The sequence below is a fragment of the Aporhodopirellula sallentina SM41 genome, assembly GCF_000346505.1.
Taxonomy (GTDB): domain Bacteria; phylum Planctomycetota; class Planctomycetia; order Pirellulales; family Pirellulaceae; genus Rhodopirellula; species Rhodopirellula sallentina.
This window is the reverse complement of the sequence record NZ_ANOH01000400.1, coordinates 24,227-40,711: the sequence shown is the minus strand read 5'-3', so window position 1 is coordinate 40,711 and position 16,485 is coordinate 24,227. Positions and strand designations below refer to the sequence as shown.

At 56.6% G+C, this 16,485-nt stretch carries 9 protein-coding genes; 4 read left to right on the top strand and 5 right to left on the bottom strand.

The features are described from left to right. Position 1: 1 nt before the first annotated feature. The 3 genes from hemG to feoB all read left to right on the top strand — a co-directional run bounded on the left by hemG (position 2) and on the right by feoB (position 4,084). Positions 2-1,531, top strand: a complete 1,530-nt coding sequence (hemG, locus tag RSSM_RS25820; protein WP_008686725.1) for a protoporphyrinogen oxidase — start codon at positions 2-4, stop codon at positions 1,529-1,531. Positions 1,532-1,796: 265 nt separating this feature from the next. Then, positions 1,797-2,027, top strand: a complete 231-nt coding sequence (locus RSSM_RS25815; protein ID WP_008686724.1) for a FeoA family protein — start codon at positions 1,797-1,799, stop codon at positions 2,025-2,027. Further along, positions 2,024-4,084 carry a ferrous iron transporter B gene (gene feoB / locus RSSM_RS25810; RefSeq protein ID WP_008686723.1) on the top strand — a complete coding sequence of 687 codons (2,061 nt, stop codon included), beginning with the start codon at positions 2,024-2,026 and terminating at the stop codon, positions 4,082-4,084. The genes RSSM_RS25815 and feoB overlap by 4 nt, the downstream gene beginning before the upstream one ends. 223 nt (positions 4,085-4,307) lie before the next feature. Here feoB and RSSM_RS25805 read toward each other — a convergent pair whose 3' ends face one another. From RSSM_RS25805 to RSSM_RS25790, 4 genes are all read right to left on the bottom strand, one after another. Further along, complete coding sequence (locus RSSM_RS25805; protein ID WP_236621394.1) at positions 4,308-5,618, bottom strand: HD-GYP domain-containing protein; 1,311 nt, start codon at positions 5,616-5,618, stop codon at positions 4,308-4,310. Positions 5,619-5,870: 252 nt separating this feature from the next. Continuing rightward, complete coding sequence (locus RSSM_RS25800) at positions 5,871-8,162, bottom strand: hypothetical protein (protein ID WP_008686721.1); 2,292 nt, start codon at positions 8,160-8,162, stop codon at positions 5,871-5,873. Positions 8,163-8,299: 137 nt separating this feature from the next. Next, complete coding sequence (locus RSSM_RS25795) at positions 8,300-10,201, bottom strand: sulfatase (protein ID WP_236621393.1); 1,902 nt, start codon at positions 10,199-10,201, stop codon at positions 8,300-8,302. A 67-nt stretch (positions 10,202-10,268) separates the two neighbouring features. Continuing rightward, positions 10,269-11,702 (bottom strand): sulfatase family protein, encoded by a 1,434-nt coding sequence (locus tag RSSM_RS25790; protein WP_008686718.1) that lies wholly within the window; start codon positions 11,700-11,702, stop codon positions 10,269-10,271. Positions 11,703-12,006: 304 nt separating this feature from the next. Between RSSM_RS25790 and RSSM_RS25785 the strand changes: the two genes are divergently transcribed. Further along, positions 12,007-13,449: a sulfatase family protein gene (locus tag RSSM_RS25785; RefSeq protein ID WP_008686716.1), complete on the top strand. Its 1,443-nt coding sequence runs from the start codon at positions 12,007-12,009 to the stop codon at positions 13,447-13,449. A 157-nt stretch (positions 13,450-13,606) separates the two neighbouring features. Here RSSM_RS25785 and RSSM_RS25780 read toward each other — a convergent pair whose 3' ends face one another. Continuing rightward, positions 13,607-16,306, bottom strand: coding sequence for an MGH1-like glycoside hydrolase domain-containing protein (locus RSSM_RS25780; RefSeq protein ID WP_008686715.1), 2,700 nt, complete (start codon positions 16,304-16,306; stop codon positions 13,607-13,609). Positions 16,307-16,485: the final 179 nt, after the last annotated feature.

Genomic DNA, 16,485 nt, shown 5'->3' with positions numbered 1-16,485 from the left:
CATGACGGAACCTCGAATCGCGATTATCGGTGGCGGGCTGTCGGGGCTCGCTGTCGCAACCCATCTGCGATTGTTAGCCAACGAAGGCGGCCGCGGCGCAAACCTCACGGTGTTCGAATCGTCTGATCGCGATGGCGGTGTGATCCATACCGAACGGATCGTCAGCGAATCGGGCGAAGAGTTCATCGTCGACCATGGCGCGGACATGTTCGCGATGAAGCCGCCTGCTGCGATCGAGTTGTGTCAACGACTCGGCGTCGCCGACCGATTGCTGCGTCCGAATCCGGAGGGACGAGGGGCGATGATTGCCCGCGGCAACGGATTGATCCCGATCCCCGAAGGCTTCGTCCTGATGCGACCAACCAAATTGTGGTCGATGGTGACAACGCCGCTGCTCTCGCCTGCCGGTAAGTTGCGTTTGCTAGCCGAACGCTTTGTCAAGCCACGCGACATGAGTGTTCACGACGAGAGCGTCGGGTCGTTTGTGCGACGGCGACTCGGTCGAGAGTGTCTCGATAACATCGTTGCACCGTTGGTTGCGGGGATCTACACGGCGGATGTTGATCGCCTCAGCATGGCGGCAACGATGAAACCGATCTGGGACATGGAAGCGTCTGACGGGTCGCTGGCAAAGGCAACGTTGCGACGAGTCCGCAGTGGTGAGGACTCCACCGAACGCGGCAGCAGCGGGGCGCGGTACGAACAGTTCCGCGCGTTTCCCGGTGGGATGATCGAACTGATTGAAATGCTCCGAGATCAAGTCGGACGCGAAAACATCGCAACCCGAACTCCGATCGATCGATTGCGGCGGCGAGGCGATGTGTTTCAGCTCGAATCGTCGGCGCGGCCCGAACTCGCGAAGGAGTCTTTCGATCGAGTTGTTCTGACGACCCCGTCATCGGTCACGGCCGAGTTGGTTGAAGACCTGCAGTCCACGCTCGACGATGAATCGCAGCGCGATGCGGCGGAGACGTTGGCGAAATGTCTTCGTGAGATCCCCTACGCGTCGACCGCGATCGTGGTGATGGCGATCCCTCGTGAGTTGATTGCGAGAATGCCCAAGACGTTCGGCATTGTTGTTCCTCCGCGAGAGAAACGTTCGATCCTGGCGGCGAGTTTCGCGAGTGAAAAGTACGCGGGGCGTGCTCCCAAGGATCATGTGATCGTCCGTTCGTTTGTTGGCGGAATGCTGCAACCCGAACTGCTGAAAAAAGAGGACTCGGCGATCGTGCAAATTGTTGCCAAGGAACTCGCGGATTTGATCGGTTTGCAACACCCCGGCGACGTCGAGCAACGGGCCGCGTTTGTTAAAGTCGTGCGTTGGAATCGGTCGATGCCTCAGTATGAAGTCGGCCACCTCGAACGGGGCGCTGCGATCAAGTCAGCGACCGACAAACTTCCCGGCGTCGACATCATGACCAACGCGGTCGGCGGCGTCGGAATCTCGCCCGTGATTGGGGCTGCCGAGCGGACGGCTCGGCGAGTCTATGACGGGCTTGGTGAGGTATTGAAGGTTCCAACAGAGGCATGACCAGCGACCGACGATCGCCAGCCGAGACGTCAATCCTTAGCGGATCGGTCAACAGAGTTGGCCGCGAGGGAAACGAAACGCGACCGGACATCGCCCGCAACGCGATCGGACCTGCGACAATTGTGAAAAATCTAGCCATTCCCGGCGAATTCGGTCGAAAACCCACTAGGCTGGGCCGTCCGAGACGTTTAAACTGCGTCTAAACGAGAATCATTCTCAACTAGGGGCTGGTTTTGCTCCGCTTTCCATGAGCAGTCCGACGCATATGAATAGTGAAATCACCTTGAATCACTTCATCGGCACCTCCGGTGAGATCGCACGCATGGATCTCCCCGAGGCGTGTGCGATTCGATTGAAGTCACTCGGTTTGTTCGAGGGGCAAAAGGTGCAGCTTTCCCGTGCCGGTAATCCCATGATTGTCAAAGCGGCGGGCGGAAAGATCGCAGTCGCCGGCGACATCGCCAAAGGCATCTACATGCGAGTGGCTCATTCATGAGCGCATCGGTCGACTCGGCCGCTTCGGAATCCTCAGACGCATCCGGTAAGAAGAGTTCCGGCGACAAAGTCGTCGCGATGTTGGGTAATCCGAACGTCGGCAAAACGTCGATGTTCAATCGGCTGACGAATCTTCTCGCCAAGACTTCTAATTTTCCCGGCACGACCATCGATCGACGAGTCGGTCGCGTCGAGCTGAACGACAGACAGTCGATTTCGCTCGTGGATTTGCCGGGCGTTTACACCCTCGGCGCGTCGTCGCCGGAAGAGAAGGTCGCGAGGGATTTCGTACTCGGTGAAAACGAGGAAGTTCCCGACGCGCTGCTCGTCGTGGTCGACGCCACCAATCTGCAGCGAACGCTCTTTGTTGCCCGCGAGGCGTTGCAGCAGGGACGGCCTACGATTGTCGCGGTGAACTTCATCGAATCGGCCCGGCGTCGTGGTTTGGAAATTGATCTCAATACACTCGGCCGCAAACTCGGCTGTCCGGTGGTCGGCGTTTCCGCACGAACCGGCGAAGGGTTTGATCGGTTGAAATCGCAACTCGCGATTTTGCTAGCTGGGCCCGCGCTGCCACTGTTGATCTCGAGCGGTTCCCCCGAATGTCCGCCAACCCCGGCCGAGAACGTTCTCACGGTTTTGACCGATGATGAGTCATGCGGTTCGTGCCGAGTCTGTCCGTACGCGGATGGGCATCAATGGGCGTCCGCGTTGGCACGTGAGAGCATCCGTGACGGCTCGGTGGTTTCGGATGAGACCGCCGACCGAGTGGACTATTTCCTGACCAATCGCTTCATCGGTCCCGTCGTATTTGCGGCGGTGATGGTGTTGGCGTTTTCGTTGGTATTTTGGTTCGCCCAGGTGCCAATGGAATGGATGGACAGCGGCTTTGGAATGTTGGCTTCTTTTGTCAGCGGTTTGTTGCCCGAGGGTGATTTTCAGAGTCTCGTAGTCGATGGGATTATCGGCGGCGTCGGCGGAGTGATGGTGTTTCTGCCGCAGATTCTGATTCTGTTTTTCATGCTCGCGTTGCTCGAAGATTCCGGATACCTGGCCAGAGCGGTCGTTGTTGTGGACCGTTGGATGCGTCGGGTTGGTTTGCCCGGTCAAGCCTTCGTGCCACTGCTCGCCGCACACGCCTGCGCGATTCCCGCGATCATGGCGACGAAAGTCATCGAGAATCGACGCGATCGGTTGGCGGCCATCATGGTTATTCCGTTGATGACCTGTTCGGCCCGGTTGCCGGTTTACGCGATCATCGCGGCAATGCTGTTTCCCGGTTCACCGCTCTCGGCGGCGATTTTGTTTGCGTCGGCGTATCTGCTGGGCATGGTCGCTGCCTTCGTGGTCGCCTTCCTGTTGAAGATGACTCTTCTTCCGGGAGAGGCGTCGCATTTGATTTTGGATCTTCCTCCGTACCGAACCCCATCGCTCCGCAACGCGTTGCGATACGCGTACGAACGGGGGTGGATGTTTCTGCGTGATGCCGGAACGGTGATCCTCATGATCTCGATTGTGATTTGGGCGTTGTCGACCTACCCCAAACTTTCCGATGAGCGTTTCGAGGAGCAGATGGCCTCACGCAGCGTCGCCGTTGAGCAGATCGGCGAGGAAGAACTCGACGGTCTGCGTGCTGCTGCGGAACAGGAGCACGCGATCATCGGTCGACTCGGCCGCGTCGTTGCACCGGTGTTCGAACCGATCGGATTCGATTGGAAAATCAGCGTCGGCGTGATGACCAGTTTCGCGGCACGCGAGGTCGTGGTTTCGACGCTCTCGATTCTCTACGGGCTCGGTCCTGAGCCCGAAGACGAGTCGACGTTGAAAGATCGTTTATCGTCGGCGACCTATCCCGACGGTACGAAGGTGTTTACCACCGCGACGTGTGTCAGTTTGTTGGTGTTCTTCGTCTTGGCGATGCAGTGCTTGCCGACGCAAGCGGTCACGAAGAAGGAAACCGGGTCGTGGAAATGGGCGGCATTCCAGTTCGGCTACATGACACTGCTGGCCTACGGAGCCGCGTTCGTCGCGTATCACGCCGTATCGGCGTTCACTTAAATCGCGAGAGCGTTTTTGAGAGTGATGTAGGCGATTGCGCCAAAACGCAAAATCCATGTGGGTAGCGAAACTCGCCATGAGTTTCGGCGGGCGCCGCGAGACACCGAAAGTCTTGGCGACTTTCACTACGGCTTTGTCCCTGATTTTAAGGTTCTATCGCCTGGTCCAACCATCGACGTGTTCGGGATGAGCGTTTCCTGACGCACCCTAAACGACGAGCGGTTTAGTCGAAGATGAGTTCGTCCGCTGGGCTCCATCGCATCGTTTCCATGATTTCGCGAGGCAATCTAGCTTGGTTGCGAGCGGGATCGGCGACCGGTTGGATCATCGCTTCGGTTTCGGTCGTCAAGTCGATTCGCGTTCCGTCGTCGCACTGCAGTACCGGGTGGGCGTATCCTTCGAGCGGGCGACGGATGACTTCGGCGGTAAGTTCTTTGTTGAAGTGCACACGGCTGCCCAACGGGAACAATGATTCGACACGCAGGAATGCGCGAACGACTTCCGGGTCAAACAGTTGATACCGGGCCTGATACAGAATCACGCCCAGCGCATCGTGTGGCACCAAGGCGTTGCGGAAACTCGTGCCCGTTGTTAACCGCAGATAGGTGTCGCAGACATTCAGGATGCGTGCGTACAAATTGGCTCGTTTGCCTTCGATTCCGAATGGGTAGCCCGATCCGTCGAACTGTTCATGAACCTGTTCGATCGCGATCAGAACCGAGTGAGGAATCTCCGACACTTCGCGGAGGCAGTTTGACGAATTGATCGGATGCTTGCGGTATTCCCACATCTCTTCGTCGTTGAGAGGGCCGCGTCCAGGGATGATCAATCCCGGGTCCATTGTGTACAGCCCGATGTCGTGCAACAAACCGGTCGTCCCGATTTCCAAGATGGTCGGTCCGTCGAGTTCCAATTCGGTCCCGACGGCCATCCCGAGCACGCTGAGTTTGACGCTGCGGTCGGTCAACGACATGGACTCATCGGCCGACACAACGTCCGCAACGGTCTGATCGTGGTCGTCAACGATCGCGCTCGCAAACGCCGCCGAAAGGTTATTCAGCGCCGCGATCGTTTGCAGTTTTCGATCGCTAATTTCGAGCCGGATTTGTTCGAACTCGTCCCGCGCCAATTTCACATGTCCGCGTAAGACTTCACGCCGAGATTGGTTGATCGGTTCGTGGTGTCGATCGACGAGGTTCCCTTTGAGTGGAACTCCCTTAGGCCATTTTGAAGGATGGCCGGCACGAAAACCTTCGTCCTGCTTGGAAGATGGCTTGGAGGGGCGTCGTCTTTGGAGCGGTTTGCTTGACAATGAGTCCTGACGGCGGAGTGCTTCGACCTCTTCGATGCTAACCGCGAGTTCCTCGATATCACGATCAACCAACCCCTGAATCAGTTCAGCGGTGATCGTCGTACCTGCTCCCAAGAGAAGCAGGCCGTTATCGTCTTCGAGTGGAAAGCGACAAATTGCCCCGACGTGTAGTTCGTCGACCGGCAACATTACCATGTCGCGTTTTCCTTTCGCAGTTTTCACCGCGTTGTACATCGATTGCCCCGATAGCAAGGAAAAATTCGTTCACAGGAGTGCAGACAAATCGCCTGGCACGCTAGAACGTCTACCTAATGCTAGGTTTTTCCTGACACGCGACGTAAACCCGGGTCATTTCATCACACCATTGAACGCATGCGTGTGAAAAAGCAGGCGGGCTGTGACGATTACGACGGTCAACCGGACAAAGATGCGGTCCACTGCGATGGTAAAGTGAAGGATTGAGCGGATAACGGTTCACTCGCGATAGAGCACTACCGTTTCCAGAGGCTTGACGGAATGCTGAGAAGAATCGGCAGTGGTGTTGTCGACCAAATTGCGTGAACCGTCAAATCCATCGGGGATGGGGAACGTGAACTTGCGTGTGCGGTTGCAATTCATCGCGATGCAGTAGTTGCCGTACTGCATGAGGTAGAACTCGCCTTTGCCGGCATGGTAATTTTCCTTCCCCGGTTTGAAGTCCTTCACGTACGAAGGGACCTTGGCGATCGGCTGGGTTTCCCCGGCCGCTCCCAACCGCATTCCCGCGTCTTGGTACGGTTTTTCATACCGACGGTTGAAGGGCTCGTTGGTTTGATCTGGCATCGTGTACGTCAACCCGCTCGGCGTGAACAACGTCCCGATTCTGACCGTCGCGTCTCGTTCGATTGTGGGCGTTAGGAAGTGGACACGCGCGAGGAAATTAATCGCGTAACGAGACCGCCAATACAACGAGGCGAAGAGTATGTCGTTGCCACGCTTTACCGCCACGACCCCGATCTCGGGATCAAAGTAAACGAAGTCACGGCGATCCGAAGACATCGGCAACCGGGCCGAACTGCTAGGAAACTGCAGCAGTGACTCGTAGTTGTCGGGAACCCGAAGCAACGTGGTGAGCGCCTCGAAACCGCGTTGTTCAATCACCCGCTCGATCGCTACAAATACCTGATTGTCCTCGAGCATTTGTTGGCAAATGCCGATCAGGGCACTGTCCTTCGTCGCACAAGCCACATCGAGTGGCCCACCATCACCGTTTGGGCTTTGGACGTACAGCACGTTGCCGGGATAGTGCCAGTCTCGCCAACCGATCACGGACTCCAAACGCATCGCTCGAAAGCCGTCGTTGTCCGACGCGGGGACGCGGAAGACGGCTCGAGCCCGAGCCATTTTCGCCAATTGGGCTTTGATTCTCGGGTCGCCTTCCGCGTCGAGCGTTGGGCGGGTGGCGTCGTACATCGCCTTGGTGAGGCCGAGGACAATTTCACCGTAACCGCCCACGTAGCCGAGTTCTTTGGTGAGCCCGCGTTCGGTTAACTGCAGATACCGTTTGCCGAGACGCCAGGTGGACTTGCCCTGTGCATCCAAACTGCCGCTCCACGGTTCCAAACCGACCGCTTCATAAAGCAACCGCACCACCTTGTCTTCCGGCCACGCGCGAGGCAGGTTTACATGTTGCAGCGCCTTGTTGCAGCGATAGATGTTCAGATCGACGATCATCGTTTGATTGGTGTACGCACGCCGATGCTGGATATGCCAGTCTCGCGACGCCGCAAGCATTCGTGTCCAAAGTTCGCGGCGAGTGGACTCGGTTCCGTCTACCGGATGGTCCAAGTAGATTCCTACTGATCGGCCGAGTACGCGCACCGCGTCTGCAACGGGGCCTGCACCGACCCACTCCTTCTGCACCCACTCAGGGTCGTCACGGAACTGAATCGCGTAATGATCGACACCCCGGACGACTTTGTTGAGCACTTTCTTTTGATGGTAGGCATCGGTCCATGACGTCAAACTCGCGTAGGCGAGGAAGCGGATGCCTTCCATGCTGGCAACCTTCTTCGATTGCATCAGTTTTCCGATCTCACGATTGACGCGTTTTTTGACGGCATCAATCACCTCTGCACCAGGAGTGCTGCGAATCGGGAAGACGGTTTCGCGGCCCTGGGGTTCCTCCTCGGCGGGAGTGAAGAACGGATTCTGCTGCACGTACGCACGGTAGATCGTTCGTGAGGGTTTGGTCATCTGTTGCTGAAATTTTTCGAACGTGTAACCGTAACCCCACACGGGACCCTGTCCTTCAATCGCGATGTCAGTTTTCGTTTTGCCACGTGTCATTTGCTGAGGCAGTGGTAACGTCTTGTAGAAGAATCGATTTGGAAATCGTTCGGTATCTTCCGCGATGTCCAACGCGTCCACTTCGCCGAGGTGGCGCTGTCCGATTTGTTTACCGTCCATGAACAGCATCAGACGACTGTGTTCACCCGTCGTATCGCTGCCCCAAAACTTGACGGTGACATAATTCACTTCGTCAGGATCGATTTTCATTTCAAACGTCATCCGTCCTCCTCGCCAACCCGGTTTTCCCGGTGGAAGCAGGCGGCGTGCTCGAACACCGAGACCTCCTTCGACGATCTCGCTCTTTCCTGCATCGAAAGCATGCGATTCTTCCGAAGCCTCGTTGCCGAACTGAATCATGTCAGTGACCGAATCGCCGAAAGCAAACGGCGAGAGCAACAGGCAAAGGGATCCGACAATCAGGCGTCGATCTAGCAAGTGTTCTTCTCTCGGTGCGAACGAGATGTCGACTGCGTCACGCGGCGTTCGAGAAAGAGCAGCTTAGTATCCGTCATCAGTGGTGAGATGAGAGTCGAGAATGAGGATGGCCACTGCATCAGGATACACCCGAGATCCTACGGATCGTTGGAGACCGCAATCGCGTAAGCAGAGTACTTTCCGGTTCGTTTGTTGGCCGCGGGGATCGCCGGAAAACTGACTAGGAATTGGTTCTCGTCGATCAGGTTGAACACGTAGTGTGTTGTGCCTTCAGGCAGCGTGAACTCAGCGCGGCCGTTCTGAGCACTGCCTGGCAAACGGTACCACTCTTCGTAGCGTTGGCCTCCGTTGTCGGTGTAGATCAAATTGGCGCGGGTCACCTCGGCACCGTTTTGTTGAAACGTTACCCAGACGCGGTTGCCGTCTCGGCCGTGCTCCATCGCCGAGCAAACTTTCTCTTGGTTGGGTAAACCGCGTGGATGCGTCGCGTTGAGGTACGGACGGCTCGCTTGATTAACGACGAGCTTTTCTTCCAGCAATTGGTTTAGCGTTCGAGCTTTTTCGGGGAACGAATCGACGAGATTTTTGGATTCTTCGATGTCGACCCGCTGATTCTGCGAATCGTAGAGTTGGTAAAGCTCGAGCGATGTGTTCCCGTCCTGCAGTACGTCGGACCAGTTTCGGATCAGTTTAAATCCGCCGACACGAATCGTGGATTGCATTGACGAATGGGGGAAGTGCCAAAACATCGTATCGCGTGGTTGGCCGTCGCGTTCAACAATAAGCGACGTGTCTTCGAGGCCCGAACGCAGATAGGTTGAAATGTCCGAACCATCCAACTGTGATTCGGGTGGTGGCGTCTTTGTCCACGAAAGAATGGTCGGATAAAAATCCAATCCGTTGACCATCGCATCGGTTTCCACGTTCGACGCAATTCCCGGTCCGCGGATGAGAAGTGGGACGCGAACGCCGCCTTCCTTTGCGTTGATTTTGCCTTTATCGAGCGGATAGTTGTCCGTAATGATTTCGCCGGGATGCTGCTCCATTCCCCCGTTGTCGGACGAGAAGATAACGTAAGTGTTTTCGCTCAGCCGATGTCCTGGCCAACGAGGGTCTTCGGTTTCATCGAGGTACGTTAGGATTCTTCCGACGTAATAATCGAGCATCTCGACCATGGCGCCATAGAACGGGTTGCGTTGCCCGGTGACCTGCCAGTGATCGGGATCGGTCGGGAAGGGAACCTGCATCTTTCGGCAGTACTTTTTCAGCAACCGTTCGCACCGGGTATGGATCGGTGCGTGGACGAGCCAAGTCGCGTGGTAGAGGAAGAAAGGTTCGGAACGGTTGGCGTCGAGAAACTCCAACGCATCGGCCGTGTTCTGGTGAAACGGAAACCCATTCTCATCGAGCCGGTAAGGATCGTCCTTCGCGTTGGTCGCAAAGCCTGTCAATCGATTCGGTTTCGCCGGAGACGTGACACCGCGGTCGGATCGCGTGTATTGAAACCCCTGGTCTTCCGGTTGTGGGAACGCTTTATGGTTAATGGCGACGTGCCATTTTCCTGTGTGCCCGGTCGCGTATCCGTTGTCGCGAAGACATTCGGCGATCGTGACATCGCTGAGCGGCATGCGTCCGCTGTACCACGGCGAGATCAACGGCGACCGGTTGTTGTGTGGAGCCGGGGGCGCTCCACCGACGACATGGGTTTTCTGTGCGCGGGCGGGATGTTTTCCCGACAAGATCGCTGCGCGGGATGGGGCACAGGTGGGAGCCGGCGAGTACGCTTGCCAAAACTTCACGCCCTGATCGGCGAGTCGATCGAGATGAGGAGTCTCGTAAGGGCATGGTTCATCAATGTCGTAGCAACCAACGTCCTGCCATCCGAGGTCATCGGCGAGGATCAAAACAACATTCGGCTTTGACGGTCGCTCGTCGGCGGTCGCGACGTTCAAACCGGCGAACATGCACGCCATGGTTAACACGAAGATCGCAGCTACGCGGTGCGATGGACCGGTGTGAGTTTCAGGCTGTGTGAGCATGAGCGTTTATAAAAAGGAGGTAGCCGATGTCGCCAGATTTGAGTGCGTCGTGTTGTCTGTTGGCGGGTTAGCTTTTGGATTTGCGACGCAGCGACGAGAAGTTCTTCGAATCCGGCTTTTCAGGCAGCGTCGCCTTCCAGGATTCGAGTTTCTCTCGCAATCCGGCGACGATTTCGGGGTGTTGGGTGTGAAGGTCGTTTTGCTCCTTCGGGTCGCTCGTGATGTTGTACAGTTCGACGTAGCCGGTTTGTTCATCTTCGAGCAGTTTCCAATCTTGGTCGATGATGCAGTAATCGACCCAGTGAAACGAGTTCGGCTGCTCGGGGTTGCCGCGACCGCTCATCTTCCAAAACAACGGTTTGCTGCGTCCGGTTGAGGATTGCCCCTGCAAACCGGCGACTTGGCTAATTCCGTCGGGCGAGTATTCCGTTGGCAAGGCCGCGCCCGCGATTTCGCAGAAGGTCGGCAACAGGTCGACTGCCGATATCATCAGCCGATCATCAACCGCATTCTCCGCGATCTTGCCCGGCCATCTCGCGATGAACGGGACGTTGATACCGCCTTCGAACAACGCGGCTTTGTACCCTTTTCGACCTTGCGTGATTCCTTTGGAGGCTCCGATTCCGTATCCGGCACCGGTGGCGGTGTCATAAGAAAGTTTCAGTTCGGCGGAACCCTTCGCTCGTGCCGGTCCGTTGTCCGAACTGAAGATCACCAACGTGTTGTCTGCGATGGAGAGGCGATCGAGCGCATCGAGGACTTCACCAATCCGATCATCGGCGTGCGACAAAACCGCGGCATAGATCTCGTCCGCTTCGTCGAGGTTATGATCGCGGTAACGCCATCGATATTTCGGAATAACGTGAAACGGAGTGTGAGGTTCGTGGACCCACAGGTTCACGAAGAACGGTTTGGAATCTTGGACGGCCGATTCAATGAACTCAATCGTGTTGTCGGCGTCTTCGTGGACAGGCATCTGTTCACCGGAACAATTGAACGCGCCGTAGCGATCGTATCCGTATTCCATCGGTGTCGGCGAGTCAGGGATCATATCGTTGGACAAATGCCATTTGCCAAAGTGAGCCGTTGCGTATCCTGCCGAACGCAGCAACTGAGGAAGCGTCGTGGCGTCGGTGTCGAGCCAATCGGGCATGTTCCGTTTCGCGTTGCTGGGGACCCATGCGAAATGGCCGTCAATGTTGAAACGCGCGGGGAAGAGCCCCGTCATCGCCGCCGTCCGACTCGGCGAGCACACGCCACTAGCAACGGTAAAACGATGGAAGTCGGTGCCTTGGCGAGCCAGTCGGTCGATGTTCGGCGTCTGCACGTACGGGTGGCCGTGGCAGCTCAAGTCTCCCCATCCCCAGTCATCGGCGAAGATAAACAGGATGTTGGGCTTGGCGGCGGGATCGGCCGCGGAGGCCGAATGATCGCATGGCAGACCAAAGGAAATCAGTGCGATGAACAGGAGAATGCGGTGGGGGAGTCGTAGATTCTTCATCGAGCCAATGTCGGTGGGAGGCCTGAGCGGAACGCGAAATCAAGGCGGCGGGAAAAGTATTTTGACAGCCGGGATGTTGCCTTGGCTGCCGTTTTACGTCATCTCGGTGAGGATATGCGTCATTGAGTCGCGTGGGAGTGATTTCCTCGTCGGCCGAAAACTGCTCGGAAGAAACGTCAAAATGGGGCGCAGCATTGCCGTGGGAAGTCAATACACTGAATTGCAGCCACCGACGCTTGGCAGCGGTTGGTGGCCCCGACGTCCCCGTACCTTCCCCACTGCTCGCACCAGGTAGTTCGTTTCGATGATGTACCGACTCGTCCCATTACTGTTCATTGTTTGCTGTTCAGCGTATTGCTCTGTCGCGTCAGCGGACTCGCGTCCCAACATCGTCATCATCATGGCGGATGACCTCGGCTACGGAGACGTCAGCTGTTACGGCGCTACTAAAATTCACACGCCAAACATTGATGCTCTCGCCGCGGAAGGAATGATGTTCACCGACGCGCACGCTGCGGCGTCGGTATGTTCGCCATCGCGTTATGGACTGATGACTGGTCGATCGCCTTGGCGATTGCACCGCAAAGGTAACGGGTACAAGCTCGAGCCGGGGCGAATGACTCTTGCGTCGCTCGCGTCAGAACACGGCTACCAATCGGCCGCGGTGGGGAAATGGCACCTCGGTTATGGACGAAATTGGGAAGCACCGCTGAGTCCCGGGCCGCTCGAGGCTGGGTTCAACTATCACTTCGGCGTTCCCACTAACCACAACGACAAGTATCGCGCGTTCGTCAGAAACCATGACTTTGTCGGATTGAAACCGGGCGCAAAACTAAAGGTCGTCAAAGGTCAACAATTCCCGTCCGGATTGTTGGAGCCACGCGTTGAAGACCAAGTCGACACACGTTTGACTTCCGAGGCGATCGGCTTCATCCGTCGGAATGCCGAACAACCATTCTTTCTGTACTTCACGCCGTGCGCCCCGCACACGCACGTGACGCCCGCCGCTCCTTTTCGTGGAACGAGCCAAGCCGGAATGCTCGGCGACTATATTCAGGAACTCGATCATCACGTCGGCGAGATTGTCGATGTGCTCGACGAACTGAAAATCGCCGACAACACCCTGCTGATCTTCACGAGCGACAACGGGAACAGTCCGAAGGATTTCAAAGGCACGCAAAACACGATTTTGAATCTTCAGGTCGATTCGCACGACATCCGCGAGAAATTCAAGACCGCGAAAGAAGACGCGAGAAAGATGGGGCATTACACCAACGGGCCTTGGCAGGATGGGAAAGGGAAACCCTACGAAGGCGGGCATCGCATTCCGTTCATCGCACGCTGGCCAGGTCAAGTCACTCCGGATTCGATGTCGAATCAGTTAGTGATCCTGACGGACATCATGGCAACAATGGCGGAGATCTGGGACGCGAAATTGCCTGACAACGCGGGGGAGGATTCGTTCAGCATTCTGCCCGCGATGACGGGAGCCGAGCCGAAAGGACCGGTCCGTGAGATCGGGTTTGTCCAAGGGGACACCAAGGACGACGCGATCGCGATTCGTGCTGACAAGTGGAAGTTGATCGAGTCCAAGGGTGAGAACGGCAAGAAGCACGAGCTGTTCGATCTGACAGAAGATCGCGGAGAAAACAACAATCTCGCGTCGCAGAACCCCGAAGTGATCGAACGCATTTCTGCCGCGTTGGCAAAGGCCCGAGCGGACGGGCGTACGCGTCCGTTGCCGTAGCGAACGGCTAGAGCGATATCTGAAAATGACGTGGCCGATGTCGCCAGACTTCGGTAGCTCTTTGATCGGGGGCTGAATTCTGGCGCATGGTGTTCAGGTCGGCGGTAGAGGGTCTTTCACAAGATCCACTACCGGAAAATAACTCTGACAGAAAACACTAACCGACGGTTTCGTTGAGGTCCGGCGGTGCGCCTTCGTTGATGCGTCCGTGCAGTTGTTCGATGCAGGTGGCAATCAGAGCGGTCCATCCGGTTTGGTGCGACGCCCCGAGGCCCTCTCCGGTGTCACCGTGGAAATACTCGTAAAAGAGCACGTGTTCCTGCCACAGTTTTTCGTCGCCCGTCATGCCGCTGCCGATCAAGCAGGGCCGGCCCCCGCCGCCTTCGGGCGACAAAAAGATATCGGACAAACGGCGATTGATCTCACTGGCAACGTCGTGAAGGTTCATCATGTTGCCTGATCCGGTCGGGCATTCGATTTGGAAGGTGTCACCAAAGAATTCGTGGTATCGGTGCAACGCTTCGATCAGCAGATAGTTGGTTGGAAACCAAATCGGTCCACGCCAATTGCTGTTTCCGCCGAACATCCAACTGTCCGATTCGCCCGGCACGTAGGCCACCGTGTGTTCTTGGCCGCGGACGGTGACTTGGTATGGTTCCGCCTCGTGGGCTTTTGACAGCGATCGAATTCCGAATTTCGAGAGAAACTCGTTCTCATCGAGCAGCACTTTGAGGACCCGCTCGAGGCGTTCTCGGGTTGGGATCGCGAGCAACATTTCTCGGTGTCCCGAGTCGCTTTCTCCGAACAAAATATGTGTGGCCAGATTGTGTCGGTTCTTGAGAAACCATTCGAGCCGGTTGCGAAAACCGGGAAGGCCGTCGAGGAGTTTTTCGTCGAGCACCTCCACGGCGATCAACGGCAAGAGTCCAACGAGTGAACGGACCCGCATCGGAACCGTCTCGCCGTCGATCTTGAGTTGGTCATAGTAGAACCCGTCTTCTTCGTCCCACAGGCCGCCACCGTCGCGTCCGTTCATCGCGTCGATGATCCGGATGAAGTGATCGAGAAATTTCGACGCCATGTCGGAATACGACTTGTCGTCCCGGGCGAGTTCCAATGCCATCGACATCATCGTGCCGCAATAGAACGCCATCCATGCTGTCCCATCGGCTTGTTCGAGAGCGGCACCTTCGGGTAGACCTTTGCTGCGATCGAACACGCCGATGTTGTCGAGCCCAAGGAATCCGCCGGCAAACACATTGTCGCCGTTGCTGTCGACACGGTTGACCCACCACGTGAAGTTCAGCAACAAACGTTGAAATGTTTGTTTGAGAAACATGGTGTCGCGCCGGCCCGCTTCGGCTTCCATTTGAAAGACTCGAAGACACGCCCACGCATGGACGGGAGGGTTGACGTCGTCGAAGTAAAACTCGTACGCCGGCAATTGCCCGTTGGGGTGCATGTACCATTCACGCAGCAGCACCATCAGTTGCCGTTTAGCAAATTCCGGATCGATGCGAGCGGCAGGGATCATGTGAAAAGCCAAGTCCCAGGCGGCAAACCAGGGGTATTCCCATTTGTCGGGCATCGACAAAATATCGCGGGCATAGAGGTGCCTCCAATCGCGGTTGCGACCGCTCTTGCGAGACTCCGGCGGCGTCATCACCTCGGCATCGCCGTCGAGCCAATCGGCGACGATGTAGTGATAGAACTGTTTGGTCCACATCAATCCCGCATACGCCGAGCGTGACACGTGCCGCTGAGCCTCGGTTTCTTTCTGAGGGATGACTTCGTCGTAGAACGTGTCGGCTTCATCCTTGCGTGTCTGCAACGTCGTGGTGAACTGTTCGCCGAGATCGGGGATCGATCCCTCGTCGCGCATGCACAATCGAACTCGCGTCCGGCGTGACTCACCGGGGGCCAGTTTCCAATGGTATTTCGCGGCGACTTTGGTGCCGAATTGCTTTGGGTTGACGGCAGTCGATTCGTCGTCGATCACGTAGCGGTGGAAGGCATCTTTGGTATACGGCGAGAAGTTTTCTCCGTCGAAGAGTTTCGCCGTGTTGGTTTCGTTTTCGGTAAACAGGAGTTCCGATTCGTTTTCCTCGTCAAAGACACACGTGAACGGTTCGAGCGTGTCGTGGGTGGTGTGCACGACGTGGCCGGTGGCGGTTTTGTCTCGCATGATGCGAGGTTTCGCGGTGCATCCTTCGTGACGACATCCCCAAACCCACGTGTTGCGGAACCACAGCGTGGGCAACAACGTGATCTCCGCCTCGTCGGGACCCTGATTGGTCACCTCGATTTCGACTAACAAATCATTCGCGTCGGCTTTCGCGTAAGTCGCCGTGACGTCGAAGAAGCGATTTTCGTTGAACAGTCCGGTGTCGACGATTTCATATTCGGGGTCGAGGTAACCACGTTGTTGATTCGTTTTGACGAGTTCACGGTACGGGTATCGGGCGTGAGGGTACCGGTACATCGCTTTCGCGTACGAATGCGTCGGCGTGGAATCGAGATAGTAGTAGATCTCTTTGACGTCCTCGCCGTGGTTGCCTTCCGGGCCGGTCAAGCCGAACAGGCGTTCTTTCAAAATCGTGTCATTGCCGTTCCACAACGCGACTGAGAAACACAACCGGCATTGTCGATCGGTGAACCCGAGCAGACCGTCTTCGCCCCACCGATAGGCTCGCGAGCGGGCATGATCGTGGGGGAAATCGCTCCAGGATTGTCCGCCCGGTGAGTAGTCTTCGCGGACCGTTCCCCACTGCCGTTCAGAAAGGTAAGGCCCCCACCGTTTCCAGTTCTTTTCCCGTGCAGCGTCTTCGCGTAATCGTTGGTGTTCAGGTGTCGGCATGTGTTGGCGCAATCATTGGCGGTGGAACCGTTTACGAGAAGATTATCGTAACGTGAACCCTACCCGATGAATGCCCCACGAGCGGTGCGAAAATTTTCTTGTGAGAATCCGCCTAATGAAGTTTCGGCTGCTTCGTTATCTTGATTGACGTGTGCTCGCATGGTCTGAGAAAACCTCTT

Coding starts and splice junctions, on each gene's coding strand:
- hemG (WP_008686725.1), top strand. CDS start 2: ATGACGGAACCTCGAATCGCGATTATCGGTGGCGGGCTGTCGGGGCTC.
- RSSM_RS25815 (WP_008686724.1), top strand. CDS start 1,797: ATGAATAGTGAAATCACCTTGAATCACTTCATCGGCACCTCCGGTGAG.
- feoB (WP_008686723.1), top strand. CDS start 2,024: ATGAGCGCATCGGTCGACTCGGCCGCTTCGGAATCCTCAGACGCATCC.
- RSSM_RS25795 (WP_236621393.1), bottom strand. CDS start 10,201: ATGCTCACACAGCCTGAAACTCACACCGGTCCATCGCACCGCGTAGCT.
- RSSM_RS25790 (WP_008686718.1), bottom strand. CDS start 11,702: ATGAAGAATCTACGACTCCCCCACCGCATTCTCCTGTTCATCGCACTG.
- RSSM_RS25785 (WP_008686716.1), top strand. CDS start 12,007: ATGATGTACCGACTCGTCCCATTACTGTTCATTGTTTGCTGTTCAGCG.
- RSSM_RS25780 (WP_008686715.1), bottom strand. CDS start 16,306: ATGCCGACACCTGAACACCAACGATTACGCGAAGACGCTGCACGGGAA.